This window comes from Myxococcus hansupus (genome assembly GCF_000280925.3).
GTDB lineage: Bacteria > Myxococcota > Myxococcia > Myxococcales > Myxococcaceae > Myxococcus > Myxococcus hansupus.
In genome coordinates this window covers 8,319,291-8,332,848 of sequence record NZ_CP012109.1, presented here as the reverse complement: position 1 = coordinate 8,332,848, position 13,558 = coordinate 8,319,291, and the positions used below count along the sequence as shown (strand labels likewise).

Sequence of the window (13,558 nt, the reverse complement as noted above, 5' to 3'; positions counted from 1 at the left end):
GTAGGAGATTCGCCGCCCAACGTATCAGGTCCCCTCGCTGACAGGTGCGGTGGGTGCGGCGCGGGGGCCCATCCGGGCCAGCCCTGTGCCCTTCTCCGTCGAGAAAACGCGCGGGCCGCGCACGGTGGATGGACCCCGCGAGTCCACCGCATGCACAGCAACCCTATGGGTGAACAACGGGAGACTGACCCGGCAAGTTCTGTCTGTCTGCCCCCGTACGTCCTATGCCAGCGGCCAAACGTTCCGGGTCGGTAAGGCATGGACAAGAAACTCGCAACCACCATCGGAGCCGCAGCGCGTGTCGCTCGCAACCGTCTGGAGCTCACCCAGGCGGACGTCGCGGAGCGTATCGATGTGGCCACCGAGGTCTATGGGCGTCTGGAGCGCGGCGGAATGCTGCCGAGCGTGCAGACGCTGATGAAGCTGTGCCACGAGCTGCACGTCTCCGCGGACGAATTGCTGGGGCTCGCCAGCAATGGCGCGCCGCGCCCCGGCGAGCCGCCGGTGGCGACGCAGGAGCGCCCCGAGGTGCGGCGCCTGCTGCGCACCGTGCGCCCGCTGGAGCCCGCCAAGGTGAAGTTGCTGGGCCTGGTGGCCAACGCGTTGAACCGCCGTTGAGCCCCGGCCCGCCGCCTCAATCCCTCACAGCTCGGAGAGGATTCGGTCCAACTCGTCAGGCTTCACGGGCTTGACGAGGTGTCGGTCGAAGCCAGCGCGCATCGCCTGGTCCCGTCCCTCGGGGCCTCCGTAGCCTGTCATCGCCACCAGCCGGATGCCGTTGCCCACGCGGTGGCGCAGGGTCTCCGCCACCCGGTAGCCGTCCAGGCCCGGCAGGCCGATGTCGACCAGCGCCAGCTCGGGCGGGTTCGACACCGCGAGCGCCACGCCCTGGAGGCCATCCGGCGCCACCGCCACCTGGTGGCCCCACAGCTCCAGCAGGTCGCGCATGGCCTGACGCGCGTCCACGTTGTCCTCCACCAGGAGGATGCGCCGGCCTCGCCGGAGGTCCGCGGCGTTGCGCGCGGCGTGGGGCAGGCCCACCGCGTCCACCAGCGGCAGCTTCACCACGAACTCGCTGCCCAGGCCGGGGCCGCCGCTGTGCGCCGTCACCTCGCCGCCGTGGAGCTGCACCAGCTTGCGCACCAGCGTCAGGCCAATGCCCAGCCCGCCGCGAGAGCGCTCCAGGGACGTGTCCGCCTGGGCGAAGAGCTCGAAGATGTGGGGCAGCACGTCCCGCGGAATGCCGATGCCGGTGTCCTTCACCCGCACCACCGCGCGCGCCGAGCCGTCCACGCCCTCCTGCGCCACGTGCAGGGTGACGCGGCCCTGGTCCGTGTACTTCACGGCGTTGTCGAGCAGGTTGGTGAAGACCTGCTCCAGCCGCGTGGCGTCCGCGTCCAGCCACATCGAGCCGGCGGGCAGGGTGACGTCCAGGGCCAGCCCGCGCGCATCCGCCAGCGGCTGCGTCACCTGGAGCACGTGCCGCAGCACCGGCATCAGGTCCAGCCGGCCGGGGCGCAGCTCCACCTTGTCACGGGTGATGCGGCTGACGTCGAGCAGGTCATCCACCAGCCGCGCCAGGTGATTCGTCTGTCGCTGGATGATGCCGCGCATGCGCGCTTCTTTGTCATCGGTCGCCGGCCTGCGCTGCAGGATGCCAATGGACGTCATGATGGCGGCCAGCGGGTTGCGCAGCTCGTGGCCCAGCATGGCGAGGAACTCGTCCTTGCGCCGGTCCATCGCGGCCAGCTCGTTGGCGCGGTTGCGCGCCACCTGCTCCGCGTGACGCAGGCGCAGCAGGGACTTCACCGTGGCGATGAGCTCGGCGCCCTCGAAGGGCTGGGTGAGGTAGGCGTCCGCGCCGCCATCCAGGCCGCGGACCTTCTTGTCCGAGGTGACGAAGGTGGCGGAGGTGTGCAGCACCGCCATGGCGGAGGTGTTCGGGTCGGCGCGCAGGCGCTCGCAGACCTCGTAGCCGCTGATGTCCGGCAGCTTCACGTCCAGGATGACGACGTCCGGTCGGTGCTGCTGCGCCAACAGCAGCGCGGACATGCCGGTGGCCGCCTCCAGCACGTTGTAGCCCGCCAGCGACAGGAGCCGGTTGACGAGGTAGCGGTTCGCGTCGTCGTCGTTGACGTTGAGGACGGTGGCCAGACGGGATTCAACCACGGCGGCTCCCTTCCATCATGGCGTTCGCGCCGAGGCCCGCCTTGGACAGGGCGTCCCGGATGCGCGTAATCGCCACCTCGCGGCTCAGGGTGTGTTTGGAAAGGATGGCGGCGGTCTCCTTCGCCAGGCGGGTGCGCTCGTCCTCTTTCAACTCGTGCGAGGTGTGGAGGATGACGGGTACGTCGCGCGTGCGGGGGTCCGCCTTCAGCTCGTCGAGCACGTCGAAGGCGGTGATGTCCGGCAACACGAAGTCCAGGAAGATGAGGTGCGGCGACTTCTCGCGGGCCAGCCGGACGCCGTCCTTGCCACCGGCGGCCTCCAGCAGCGAGTAGGGCATGTCCTTGAGGAGCTGCTTGAGCAGGTAGCGGTGCACGTCATCGTCGTCGATGATGAGGATGCGCTCCACCGGCCCCGTGCGGGCCATGGCCTGCAGCTTGCGTTGAAGCTGGATTTCATCCACCGGCTTGAGCCAGAACTCGTCGGCGCCCAGCGCGCGGGCCTTCTGCTCGCGGTCCGTCACCGTGACGACGAGGATGGGGATGTCGCGGGTGGACTCGTTGTTCTTCATGTCGGCGAGGAAGCTCCAGCTCGTCTCCCCCTCCAACATGACGTCCAGCACCATGGCGGCGGGCCGCACGCGCTCCAGCACCCGCCGGGCTTCGTCCGTGCTGCGCACCGGCAGCACCTGGAAGCCGGAGCGGGCCAGGTATTTCTCGTAGAGGAAGAGCGTCTGACGGTCGTCCTCGAGCACCAGCACCGGCGCGCGGCTGGGGTCCAGATGCTCGCTGCGCTCCGTCAGGCCCGTCATCTCCGCGATCTCCACGTGGACGCGCGGGATGGTGATGGTGAAGGTGGCGCCCTGGCCCAGGGTGCTCTTCACGGAGAGGGTGCCGCCCAGCAGCTCCGTCAGCCGGCGCGCCAGGGGCAGGCCCAGGCCGGTGCCCTTCGCCTTGCGCTGCAGGTGGCTCTCCACCTGGGAGAACTCCTCGAAGATGCGCTCGTGGTGCTCCGGCGCGATGCCAATGCCCGTGTCCTGGACGGTGAAGACCACGGTGTCGCGGGGACCGGGCTCCGCGGAGACGCTGACGTGGCCGCTCTCCGTGAACTTCAGCGCGTTGGACACCAGGTTGCGCAGCACCTGGCTGAGGCGGGACTCGTCCGTCTCCATCTCCAGGGGCTCGGCGGGCTCCACCAGGCGCAGCTCCACGGGCGAGCCGGGCGGCAGCAGCGGCTTCATCATGCCGCGCAGCGCGCTGAGCGCGTCGCGCACCACGAAGCGGCTGTGGCGCAGCGTCGTCTTGCCGGCCTCCATCTTGGAGAGGTCCAGCAGGTCGTTCACCAGCTCGAAGAGGGCCTCCGCCGAGTTGCGGATGAACTGGACCTGCTTCTCCTGCTCGCCGCTCAAGGGGCCGTTGATGGGATTGAGCAGCACCTTCGACAGACCGAGGATGGAGTGCAGCGGCGTGCGGAACTCGTGACTGACGTTGGCCACCACGCGGCTCTTGATTTCAGCGGCGAGCTGGAGGCTCTCCGCCTTCTCGTCCAGGGCGGCGTGGAGGCTGCGCACGCCGCGGTTGGACTCCTCCAGCTCGGAGTTGAGCCGCGCCAGTTCGTCCGCGCGGCGCTTGAGCTCGCGCTGCTGGCGCTCCGTCTCCCGGTGGAGCATGGACAGCTCGCTCAGGGTGGTGCTCACCCGCTCGAGCGCGACGCCGTAGTCCTCCGGCACCAGGCTGCCCACCATCAACACGCCGCCCTCATGCGGGCGGGCGCGGAAGGCGAAGGTGGCGGGCATCTGGTCGCGGCAGAGGATGAGCTCCCAACCCTCCACCTTCTCGTCGCGGGCCTGGACCAGCAGCCGGTCCACCTTCTCCTCGGTGCCTTGTGCGGCCAGGGCGCGCAGCGTCTGTCCAGGCTCGGCGGCGAGGAGGTTGCGAGCGCGGGGGTCTACCCACGTCAGCGTACCCCCCGCGTCGCAGACCAGGGCGACCTCTCGGCTGAGGTCGTCGAAAAACTGCGGCTCCGGAGAGGCGGAATGCCTCATGAACGGGTCTCCTCCCAGGACACTCCCGCTTCCGCGAGGAGCGCCCGTGCTTCGGGGTGACGTGAGCCCAGCACGGACTTCAACATGCCCAGCACACTGGGAAATGCCAGGAGGCCAAAACCGCGTCGCGGCCAGAAGCCGGCGTACCAGCGCACATGGTCTCCCATGAGCGTGGGCTTGCCGGCGGCGAGCGCGTCCGCGAGGTAGGACAACTGCAACTGAAGCTCTTCCTCGAGGCGCGGCTGGTCCTCGGGGATGATGTAGAGCGTGAGGCGGGACGTGGCGGCGCGCGAGAGCCCGGGCGCCTCCTCCTCCAGCAGGCGAGCAGGCCCGTCCAGGTAGCGCAGGGCCTGTCGCGCGGCGCCCACGTAGTCGTGGGGCGCGGTGCCCGGGCCCCAACCTTCCGCCTCCAGCGCGGTGGCCAGGCCGGCGAAGTGTTGATCCAGGTGCCGCGAGCACATGCCCCGAGTCACCAGCAGGGTGCGCAGCCAGCGCGCGTAGCCTTCCATGACGGAGGGGCGCTGCTCTTCCAGCGCCTGCACCAGGTAGCGCACGTGGAAGCGCGCGTCCTCGTCACCAAAGCGCTGCGCCCGCTCCAGGCCGTAGCGGGCGGCCCAGAAGGGGTCTTGGTAGAGCGCCTCTTGCGAGGCGGTGGCCAGCCGGTCCGCCCGCGCTTCCACGCTCTTGCTCACGCTCTCCATGCGGTTCTCAGACTCCCAGGACCCGGCAGGCGGACGCGACGAATTCCCGCGCGTCCTTGCCGAAGAAGTTCACGCCCAGCTCCGTCTCCAGCCCGGGGGCCCAGCGGAAGGCCAGTCCTCCCACGGCGATGGGGACGTTGGGGCGTGTCTTGCGCACGTGCGCCACGGCCTCCCGGAGCGCGGGGAGGTGATACGACATCGTCACGGAAAGGGCGACGAGGTCGGGTTGAATCTCGTTCACCATGCGGGCCAGGTGCTCCGGCGGGACGTTGGCGCCGAGGAAGCGCACGTCGAAGCCCGCCATCTCCAGGAAGTCGCTGGCCATGCGCGCGCCCACCTCGTGCAACTCCCCCTGCACGCAGGAGACGAGCACCACCTTGCCGTTGAAGGCGTCCCGAGGCAGGTGCCGATACAGGTGCGCCAGCGCGAGCTGCGAGACGGCGGTGGCCAGGTGCTCCTGCGCCACGGAGATGAGGTTCTCCTGCCACATCCGGCCAATCTCGTATTGGGCGGGCTGAATCACCTCCAGGTGCAGCGTCTGGATGGGGATGCCCTGGAGGAGTCCCTCGTCCACGAGCAGCCGCAGCGCCTCCCGCCGGTTGCCGGCGAGCTGCGCGGACAGGTACGCGTTCAGCAGTCCGGTCAGGGCGGAGTCGTGAGAGGTCAGCACGGAGTCGGGCGCAGGGGGGCGAAGGGGTGACGGTAGCGGGATTGCGTTTCTCAGTTACAGCGAATGCGCCCCGATTTCATCGCCAACCCGACACAGGCCAGTCCTTCTTTCTCGCGCCTGCATGCCTGCTTGCTTGTAGCTTTTACCGATTCCGTGGGCCGCATTGTACCTGGGTACTAGGGTCGCGCTTCCGCACGCGCCAGTGTGGGCCCTGAAAAGGAACAGCCCGGGTGACAGTTCTCCGGGCGGGCGGTGTTCCCCTTGTCACGGCAACCGAGGGAGGCGTGAGACCGGTGTCAATCGATGTGGAGGCCTACTACCGGCGTTACGGCCCCCAGGTGCTCCGGCGCTGCCGTTTCCTCCTGCGTGACGAGGAGAAGGCCGTGGACGCCATGCACGACGTGTTCGTCCAGTTGCTCCGCTACCAGGGCGCGCTGAAGGACGCCGCGCCCTCCAGCTTGTTGCACCGAATCGCCACCACCGTGTGTCTCAACAAGTTGCGGGGGGCGAAGCGGCGCCCGGAGGATCGGGAGGACGAACTGGTGCTGCAGATTGCCGCGGCCGAGGACACGGAGGCGCGCACCGCCGCGCGGGGGCTGCTCGATCGCCTCTTCGGCCGGGTGCCCGCGTCCAGTCAGGACATCGCCGTGCTGCACCTGGTGGATGGAATGACGCTGGAGGAGACGGCCCGCGAGGTGGGCCTGTCCGTGTCCGGCGTGCGCAAGCGTCTGCGCGCGCTGTCCGCAGTGTTGCAAGAGCTGGAGCTGGAGGCCGCATGACATCCGCCCACCGCACCCCGGATTGGCTGCTGGAACGAATCGCCCTGGGCGAGCTGCCGCCCACGGAGCTGGCCGCCGCCCGTGCCCGGCTGGCCGAGGAGCCCGACGGCCCCGCCCGCCTCGCCGCGTTGGAGGCGGACTCGCGCGCCACCCTGGAGACGCTGCCGCCCGCGCGCGTGGTCCGCGAGGTGGAGGCCCGCGCGTCGCGCCAGGACGCGCCGCGCCCTTCCTTCCACCTGTCGCCCGCGTGGGGCCTGGTCCCGGCGCTCGCCGCGGTGGCCCTCTTCGTGGTGGTCTGGCCCGCCGGACAGGTGGAGCCCCGCACGGCGCCCGGGGATTTCCCGGAAGTGACGCGCATCAAGGGCCTGGCACCGCAGCTCGTCATCCACCGGCAGGCCGCCGCCCGCCCGGAGCGCCTCGCAGACGGAGCCGCCGCCGCGGCGGGTGACGTGGTGCAGGTGGCGTACGTGGCCGCGGGTCGCTCGCATGGCGTCATCGTTTCGGTGGACGGCAACGGCGCGGTCACCCTGCACGCGCCGGAGGAGGGCGGCACCCAGGCCATGCCCCTGGCGCCCTCCGGAACGCAGGCGCTCTCCCGCGCCTACGAGTTGGACGCGGCGCCCCATTTCGAGCGCTTCATCTTCGTCGCTTCCGACGCGCCCTTCGACGTGGAACCGGTGCTGGCCGCCGCGCGGGCGCTGTCGGGAAAACCCGACGCATCCTCGGCAGCACTGTCATTGCCCGGGAACTTGACGCAGGTGTCCCTCACGCTGGAAAAGCATGAGTGATGAAATCCTTTGCCCTCCTCGCATTCGGGTTGTGGGCGGGAGCGGCGTCCGCCGAGTCCCTGTTCGCGCACCGCCTCACGCTTCTCGACGGACGCGAGCGCACCTTCGCGCAGCAGGCGGGTGACGGCGCCCCGGAGTCCGCCTCGCGTGGGCTGCGTCGGGGCAGCGCGCACATGGAGTTCTGGGCCAGCGACATCCAGGTCGCCAACATGGGCGTGAAGATTGGCGGCGGCCCCATCTACCTGACGCTGATGGCGGGCCTGGAGCCCGGCCGCGACGCGCGCTTCAACTTCGCGGTGGGCGTGGGCGGGCACATGACGCTCGCCCGGCGGCTCTGGGTGGACCTGGACGTCACCGGCGGCGCGGTGCAGCCGGTGCGCAACCCCCTGGAGGGCGACGGCGGCAACGTGCTGGGGCAGGCCCGGTTGATGGTGGGCTTCCAGCTCCTGCCGCGCCTGGCCGTGTTCGCCGGGCCCACGTACAACGCCTGGTTCTCCTGGGGCGCGTCGGACTTCGACAGCATCACCCGGATGCCCTTCAGTGAGAGCAACCCGGAGCCGGATCAACGCCTCCAGCATTGGCCCGGCCTCCAGGTGGGAATCCAAATCTGAGTCCCACCCGGGTGGGCTGGCTCAGTTCTCCACCTTGCTGGCGCGCAGGACGGTGGCCGCCCCGGCGGGCCCCGCGTTGGGCCGCGTCTCCAGGGTGCCCTGGACCTTGAGCCCCGTGCCGTCCAGCGTCTTGCGGATCAACGACTCCATCTTCTCGTCCGAGCCCTCCGCCACGCTGGACAGCTCCAGCTCGTGCACGGGGATGGGCTCCGCGTCCGGCTTGTCCGCCGGGAAGGCGTTGTAGGTGGGGCAGGGCGGGGCGAAGCAGCGCACGCCGCTGTCCTTGACGATGTAGGAAGTGCTCTCACCCTGCTTGGGCTGGGAACCGTTGGTGGGGGCGTTCATGGTGGGCGTTCCGTTCTCACTGTCCCGGGGTGCGGCGTTGCCGGCCGGCTCCGAGGAGGGGGTTCCATTCTCGCTCGCCAGCGGCGGGGCGGACGAGGCGCCGGGCGGCTTGCTGCACCCGGATGCGAGGCCAAGGATAAGAGCGGCGAGCAGCAGCGGGCGGCTGTTCATGACGGGCTCCAGCGGAAAAGAGGCGCCAGTGTGCTCCGGCTCGCGGCTGGGGGCCAGCCCGGGGGCTGGATTGGTGACTGGCGGTCAGTTGCAGCGGGTGGGTGGGGTGCTTCGCCTCCCACAGTGTTGTCGTGGCGCTGCACTCCGCGCGTTGACGGAGAGGAGTGCAGGGGCTACATCCGGCCTGCATGATCGGCCTCCAGGGCCGTGACCTGTAAGGACGCCCTCCGATGGAATTCCGCATCGCCGCCGACGAGCTGAAGAAGGCCCTCTACCGCGCCCAGGGCATCGTGGAGCGCAAGACGACGATGCCCATCCTGGCGAACGTGCTCGTCACCGCGAACAAGGGCGGCATCACGGTCACCGCGTTCGACCTGGACATCGGCATCGTGTCCGAGCACCCGGCCGAGGTCATCAAGACGGGCGCCGTCACGCTGAGCGCCAAGTACGTCTTCGACATCGTCCAGAACCTGCCGGACGCCCAGGTCACGCTGAAGAAGCTGGCCAACAACTACGTGGACATCTCCAGCGGCTCGGCCCATTTCAAGATCGTGGGCATGGCGGCCGAGGAGTACCCCAAGCTGCCGAAGGAAGAGAACGCGCCCCTGGTGCAGGTGGGGGGCAACACGCTGCTGGAGATGATCAAGAAGACGCAGTTCGCCATCTCCAGCGACGAGACGCGCTACATCCTCAACGGCGTCTTCTTCGAGCCCCAGTCCACCGGCAAGGTCCGCATGGTGGCCACCGACGGTCACCGTCTGGCGCTGGTGGAGCGCGAGCTGCCGGGGGACTTCAAGCTCAAGAGCGGTGTCATCATCCCCCGCAAGGGCCTGATGGAGCTCAAGCGCCTGCTGGACGAGGCGCCCGACGCGGAGTGCCACCTGGGCTTCGCGGAGAACTCGGCACTGTTCAAGAAGCCGGGCCTCACCATGGTGATGCGCCTCATCGACGGCCAGTTCCCCGAGTACCAGCGCGTCATCCCCAAGGAAGGGGAGAAGGTCGTCCTGGTGCCCAAGGTGCGCCTGCTGGAGAGCCTCAAGCGCATCGCCCTGCTGTCGGCGGACAAGAGCAACGCGGTGCGCATCGGGCTGGAGACGAACCAGCTCATCATCACCGCCAGCAACCCGGACCTGGGCGAGGCCAAGGACGTGCTGGACCTGGCCTACCAGGGCAACAGCGTCGTCATCGGCTTCAACGCGCGCTACCTGATGGACGTGCTCGCCGTCACGGAGACGGACGAGGTGTCCTTCGAGCTGGGTGACGAGCACAGCCCGGGCGTCCTGCACGCCCCTGGCGACCGCAGCTTCACCGCCGTGGTCATGCCCATGCGGGTGTGAGCGGACGGCGCCTTCCGTTCACTCGTGAGGCGATCGGCCCCCTGGGGGGCCTGACACGGGGCCGGTGCCTTCCTATGGTGAAGGCATGGCCACGCATCCGGACAATCTGCGCGCCCGGCTGGAGGACCGCGCGGACCTCCTGGAGGCCACGCGCCTGCGCTACCGCGCGCTGCGCGGGATGCTGACGGCCTTCTTCTGGAAGGACCGTGTGCGGGCGCAGTTCGAGCTGCTGCTGGAGGTGGCGCGCGCGCAGCCGGAGGTGGACGCCACCCTGGCCGCGCTGAAGCGCCGCGCCGCCGCGGAGGGCTGGCCGGAGCAAGCCGAGCCGCTGAAGCTGATGCGCGAGGTGGAGCGCCTGCGCGAGGCCGTGGAACACGCGGCCTTCAAGCGGCTGCCCGTGGCGGCGCGTCCGGCGACGCTGGGCGAGGCGCTGCTCAAGCTGGAAGAGACGGTGCTGGAGGCGGGGCCGCTCCTGGGGCGGCACAGTTGGGCGCGGGCGGTGGAGCTGTTGCCGCGCAACCTGCCGGAGCTGCGCGCCGCGTGCGCCGCCGCGGACGTGTTCGAACAGGTGTTCAAGCGGCCCGCGCCGGAGGGGCTGTTTCCCTTCACGGTGGAGGAGGCGGAGGCGCTCCAGCGGGCGCTGCCCCTGGCGGAGGGCTCGCTGGCGGCGCTGTGGCAGCGGCTGGATCACTTCGATACGCGCGGGCAGGTGAAGCGGTTCCTGGAGGCGCGTGCGTCTCGGGCGCCGCAGCGGGTGCCTCGCAGCGGGCCGGAGCTGCTGCTGCACGCGGCGTTCTGGCGCGGGGTGGCCTGGGCTCGGCTGCGGGCGTTGATGGAGACGCAGTTGGAGCCGGTGGTGCCGCTCGATGCGGAGGTGCCGGCGCTGCTCGTGTGGCTGGCGGCGCGTGAGGCGAAGCTGGGGCGCGCTGTGTCCGGTGACCTGGGGCGTGCTGGCGGTGAGGTGCCGTCGCAGTCCGCGGAGGTCGACGCGTCTGGAGACATCCGGCTTCCGGCGTGTGAGGCATTTGGCGAAGGCCGCGCGGGACTGTTCGAGGTGGCCGCGCGGCTCGCGGTGTTGTCGCGTGAGCGGCCCGTGGGGACCTGGGACGAGGAGACCGCGTGGGCGCGGCTGTGGACCGCGGCGCAGCGGGCGCGGGACGAGCAGGGCCCCGACGTGGAGCGGCTGCGGGACGCGCTGCGGCTGTTCATCCTGCTTCGTGGGCAGGGGCAGACGCCCGCGCGCCTGTTCTCACCCGAGCGCGTGCGGGTACCCACAGCGGATGCTGACGCCGACGCGGGCCTGGATGGGAAGGACCTGCCCACGCTGGTGCACGCCGCGCGCGCGGCGGCGTGGCGTGGGCGGTAGTGACGCTGGCGGCGTGGCCTCGCGAGCGGAGGCATCTCACGCGGCGGCGTGGCGTGGGCAGTAGCGACGCTTGATGTTCGTGACGTTGGCAGCGTGGCCTTGTGAAAGGCATATCGCCCACGCGGCGGCGTGGCGTGGGCGGTAGCGACGCATGCGGTTCGTGACGTTGGCGGCGTGGCCTCGCGAGAGGCATATCGCCCACGCGGCGGAGTAGCGCGGGCGGTATGCGCATCGCGCGCGCCATCGGCGCGTTACGTTGGGAGCGTGACCACGCGTCCTGTCGGCGCCTCGAAGGTGGGCAGCAGCCGCGAGGCGAGGCCCGCGAGCAGGGCGTCTTCCGTCAGCGCTACCGCCACGTCGGGCACGCCCAGCTTCTTCGTGGCGGTGCGCCGCAGCGCATAGAAGGCCCAACTCGACGCCAGTGCCGCCACCGCTCCAAGCGCCGCCACCGCGAGCCTGCGTCCCCGCTGGCGCTCCGGCGTCACGCTGGCCGCCGCCAGCGCACCCGAGAGCATCCGGCCCGTCAGCGGCACGACCATCACCCGCGCGGGCGCCATCGGCAGCTTGTCTCCAATCAGCTCACCCACCGCGAGCAGCCCCAGCACGCGAGGCGCCCACGGATGCGCCATGGCCCGCGCGAGCCGGTCCTCCGGTGGTGGCTGCGTGGTCGCCAGCCATCGGCTCGCGAGCGTCGGCGCGCTCATGCTCCGCATGCCCGCCAGGATGCCCATTCCCAGAGCCGTCAATCCGTGTCCTCGATTCATGGCCTCTGTCTCCTCCTCCAATTGGGTTTCACGGTGTCCGCGCGCCCGCTGCGCGTAGAACTGCACCGGGGCCGTCTTCACATCGTGGCCGGAGTGCTCCAACTGGCCGCTGCTGGCGTGATGACCCACCAGCTCCGGATGTTTCAACACCAGCTCGCGCAGCCGCACGTGCGTCAGCCGGTGCCACGCGCGCTGGTATCGCGGCGCGACCATGGCGAAGCCCAGCCGGCTCCACCAGTTGGGGAACTGGCCGGGGCGCCAGGCCGCCTCGATGTGGAAGCTCACCGCGCCGCTCTCGTGGTTCTTGCGGAGCAGGAACCACTCACGCCCGGCCTCGATGTGTCCGTGCAGGGTTTCGAAGCTGAAGCCGTAGATGCTGCAGGTGTCGCCATGCTCCTCGCGGGTGCCGCCCACGCGCGCGCCGCACAGGTAGCGCAGTTTCTGTCCCAGGGAGCGCAGCTCCAGCAGCACCGTGCGGCCCTGCAAGGGTTCATGCGCGGAGAAGTGCCACGCGACGATGCGCGGGTCGGAGAAGTCGAAGGTCTCCAGCACCTGCTGGGCGCGCTCGAAGAGGCTGCCTGGGACGGGCCGCCCCGGCGCCTCGTGGCCGAGCACGCTCTCCGAGCGGACCTGACTCCAGCCCGCCTCCAGCGTCATCTCTCCGGAGACCTCCGGGAAGTTGCGCTCCAGCGTGCGGGCCTTCGCCAGCCGGGGCACCATTTCCGCTTCCGTCCAGCCGGAGAACCAGCGCCACTCAATCATTGTCTTCAATCTCCCTGCGCCAAGAAGGTGGGCCCGTGCGCGGTGTCGCCGCCGGAGGGCTCGTCCTTCAGCTCCGTCGTCTGGGCGTGGATGGCGCCCACCACCCCGTCGCCGGCCGTGAGCGCGGCGCGCAGCACGAACTCGGTCCAGGTGTTGGTCTGCATCGCATCTCCCGCCGTGACGAAGCCGAGGTAGTGGAACGTGGAGCCGGAGCGCGCCCGGCTTCGGATGTGGAAGATGACATCGCCGCGCAGGTTCCGGTAAGCGCCGAAGGTGATGCGGCCCGCTTCAGGGTGCCCGTGCAGCGTGCCGAGCGTGAAGCTCTGGTCGTCCAGGTGGATGACGCGCACGCCGAAGGTGCCCGCACCGTGAATCTTCACGGTCAGCTCGTCATCCATCCGCAACGGGGCGTTCGCGCTCACCGGTCTTCGGTGTTCGAACACGCAGATGTCCGACGGGGCGAACTCGGGGAAGCGTTGGGCGACCCAGTGCATGAGCTCCGATGGGGAGGCCTGGCTGTTCCGGATGACGGCCCAGTAGTCGCGTTGAAGCAGAGGGCCCGCACCTTCTTCGGGGAGTTGGAGCTCGTCTGCCTGCCCGGCGTCTGTGTGCATGGATCCGCTCGCCATCTCGCCCTTTGCCTCCATCGGTCACACCATGATGGGGACCTCGACCCCGGGCTGCATGAGGCGCGCGGGGAAGTCCGAGGGAGCCGGCGGGCTTGCCTGCCCGCCCAGGGAGAGGACATGGAGACGGACGTCAATCCGGCGAGCAGGCTTTCGGAGCGGGACTATCAGGACGCGCCGCCGGTGGTGCGCGGGGAGCACGCGGAGGCTTCCTTCACGCGGCTGATTGAACAGCAGACCGCGAAGGTGCCATCGCACGTGTTCCTGGTGGCGAGCCTCGCCGCGATGGGGGTGTCCTTCGCGTTGGAAGTCAGTGGCCGCTCGCGACCGAGCCGCTTCATCGGGCAGTGGGTGTCACCGCTGCTGGTGATGGGCGTGTACAACAAACTGGTGAAGATTTTCGGGCAGCGGTGAAGCGCGGGCCTGTC

At 69.9% G+C, this 13,558-nt stretch carries 14 protein-coding genes; 7 read left to right on the top strand and 7 right to left on the bottom strand.

Going from position 1 to position 13,558, the window contains the following annotated elements; genetic code table 11:
- Positions 1-258: 258 nt before the first annotated feature.
- Positions 259-618, top strand: coding sequence for a helix-turn-helix transcriptional regulator (locus tag A176_RS32840; protein WP_002639685.1), 360 nt, complete (start codon positions 259-261; stop codon positions 616-618).
- Positions 619-642: 24 nt separating this feature from the next.
- On the opposite strand, the gene A176_RS32835 is transcribed toward A176_RS32840, so the two are convergent.
- The 4 genes from A176_RS32835 to A176_RS32820 are packed head-to-tail and all read right to left on the bottom strand — an operon-like array spanning position 643 to position 5,581.
- On the bottom strand, positions 643-2,169 hold the full coding sequence (locus tag A176_RS32835; RefSeq protein ID WP_002639686.1) for a response regulator: 1,527 nt from the start codon (positions 2,167-2,169) through the stop codon (positions 643-645).
- Positions 2,162-4,210 (bottom strand): hybrid sensor histidine kinase/response regulator, encoded by a 2,049-nt coding sequence (locus A176_RS32830; protein ID WP_002639687.1) that lies wholly within the window; start codon positions 4,208-4,210, stop codon positions 2,162-2,164. The genes A176_RS32835 and A176_RS32830 overlap by 8 nt, the downstream gene beginning before the upstream one ends.
- The gene (locus A176_RS32825; protein ID WP_002639688.1) at positions 4,207-4,911 is read right to left on the bottom strand and encodes a hypothetical protein; all 705 of its coding nucleotides are present in this window, start codon (positions 4,909-4,911) and stop codon (positions 4,207-4,209) included. Before A176_RS32825 ends, A176_RS32830 begins: the two co-directional genes overlap by 4 nt.
- A gap of 7 nt (positions 4,912-4,918) precedes the next feature.
- Entirely contained in the window at positions 4,919-5,581 is a 663-nt protein-coding gene (locus tag A176_RS32820; RefSeq protein ID WP_002639689.1) for a cobalamin B12-binding domain-containing protein, read from the bottom strand.
- A 293-nt stretch (positions 5,582-5,874) separates the two neighbouring features.
- Here A176_RS32820 and A176_RS32815 point away from each other — a divergent pair, with 293 nt between their 5' ends.
- Genes A176_RS32815 through A176_RS32805 form a run of 3 tightly spaced genes read left to right on the top strand, consistent with a single transcriptional unit; the run spans position 5,875 to position 7,759 of the window.
- Positions 5,875-6,360 carry an RNA polymerase sigma factor gene (locus A176_RS32815; protein ID WP_002639690.1) on the top strand — a complete coding sequence of 162 codons (486 nt, stop codon included), beginning with the start codon at positions 5,875-5,877 and terminating at the stop codon, positions 6,358-6,360.
- On the top strand, positions 6,357-7,148 hold the full coding sequence (locus A176_RS32810) for a hypothetical protein (RefSeq protein WP_002639691.1): 792 nt from the start codon (positions 6,357-6,359) through the stop codon (positions 7,146-7,148). Before A176_RS32815 ends, A176_RS32810 begins: the two co-directional genes overlap by 4 nt.
- Positions 7,148-7,759 (top strand): hypothetical protein, encoded by a 612-nt coding sequence (locus tag A176_RS32805; RefSeq protein WP_044890189.1) that lies wholly within the window; start codon positions 7,148-7,150, stop codon positions 7,757-7,759. The genes A176_RS32810 and A176_RS32805 overlap by 1 nt, the downstream gene beginning before the upstream one ends.
- 21 nt (positions 7,760-7,780) lie before the next feature.
- Here A176_RS32805 and A176_RS32800 read toward each other — a convergent pair whose 3' ends face one another.
- Complete coding sequence (locus A176_RS32800; RefSeq protein ID WP_226994059.1) at positions 7,781-8,104, bottom strand: DUF6748 domain-containing protein; 324 nt, start codon at positions 8,102-8,104, stop codon at positions 7,781-7,783.
- Positions 8,105-8,505: 401 nt separating this feature from the next.
- Between A176_RS32800 and dnaN the strand changes: the two genes are divergently transcribed.
- On the top strand, positions 8,506-9,612 hold the full coding sequence (dnaN, locus tag A176_RS32795; protein WP_002639694.1) for a DNA polymerase III subunit beta: 1,107 nt from the start codon (positions 8,506-8,508) through the stop codon (positions 9,610-9,612).
- 85 nt (positions 9,613-9,697) lie between these two features.
- A complete protein-coding gene (locus A176_RS32790) occupies positions 9,698-10,978 on the top strand; it encodes a hypothetical protein (protein ID WP_002639695.1) in 1,281 nt (426 codons plus the stop codon).
- Between the two features lie 251 nt (positions 10,979-11,229).
- Here the strand turns inward: A176_RS32790 and A176_RS32785 are convergent, their stop codons facing one another.
- Together A176_RS32785 and A176_RS32780 are read right to left on the bottom strand one after the other, a co-directional pair.
- Positions 11,230-12,504 carry a DUF1990 family protein gene (locus A176_RS32785; RefSeq protein ID WP_002639696.1) on the bottom strand — a complete coding sequence of 425 codons (1,275 nt, stop codon included), beginning with the start codon at positions 12,502-12,504 and terminating at the stop codon, positions 11,230-11,232.
- 5 nt (positions 12,505-12,509) lie between these two features.
- A complete protein-coding gene (locus tag A176_RS32780) occupies positions 12,510-13,118 on the bottom strand; it encodes a DUF1990 family protein (protein ID WP_226994058.1) in 609 nt (202 codons plus the stop codon).
- A gap of 132 nt (positions 13,119-13,250) precedes the next feature.
- Between A176_RS32780 and A176_RS32775 the strand changes: the two genes are divergently transcribed.
- Entirely contained in the window at positions 13,251-13,544 is a 294-nt protein-coding gene (locus A176_RS32775) for a hypothetical protein (protein ID WP_002639698.1), read from the top strand.
- Positions 13,545-13,558: the final 14 nt, after the last annotated feature.

Bases quoted from the DNA above. Each gene is read 5' to 3' on its own strand.
- A176_RS32840 (WP_002639685.1), top strand. From the start codon at position 259: ATGGACAAGAAACTCGCAACCACCATCGGAGCCGCAGCGCGTGTCGCT.
- A176_RS32830 (WP_002639687.1), bottom strand. From the start codon at position 4,210: ATGAGGCATTCCGCCTCTCCGGAGCCGCAGTTTTTCGACGACCTCAGC.
- A176_RS32825 (WP_002639688.1), bottom strand. From the start codon at position 4,911: ATGGAGAGCGTGAGCAAGAGCGTGGAAGCGCGGGCGGACCGGCTGGCC.
- A176_RS32810 (WP_002639691.1), top strand. From the start codon at position 6,357: ATGACATCCGCCCACCGCACCCCGGATTGGCTGCTGGAACGAATCGCC.
- A176_RS32805 (WP_044890189.1), top strand. From the start codon at position 7,148: ATGAAATCCTTTGCCCTCCTCGCATTCGGGTTGTGGGCGGGAGCGGCG.
- A176_RS32800 (WP_226994059.1), bottom strand. From the start codon at position 8,104: ATGAACGCCCCCACCAACGGTTCCCAGCCCAAGCAGGGTGAGAGCACT.
- dnaN (WP_002639694.1), top strand. From the start codon at position 8,506: ATGGAATTCCGCATCGCCGCCGACGAGCTGAAGAAGGCCCTCTACCGC.
- A176_RS32790 (WP_002639695.1), top strand. From the start codon at position 9,698: ATGGCCACGCATCCGGACAATCTGCGCGCCCGGCTGGAGGACCGCGCG.
- A176_RS32785 (WP_002639696.1), bottom strand. From the start codon at position 12,504: ATGATTGAGTGGCGCTGGTTCTCCGGCTGGACGGAAGCGGAAATGGTG.
- A176_RS32780 (WP_226994058.1), bottom strand. From the start codon at position 13,118: ATGCACACAGACGCCGGGCAGGCAGACGAGCTCCAACTCCCCGAAGAA.
- A176_RS32775 (WP_002639698.1), top strand. From the start codon at position 13,251: ATGGAGACGGACGTCAATCCGGCGAGCAGGCTTTCGGAGCGGGACTAT.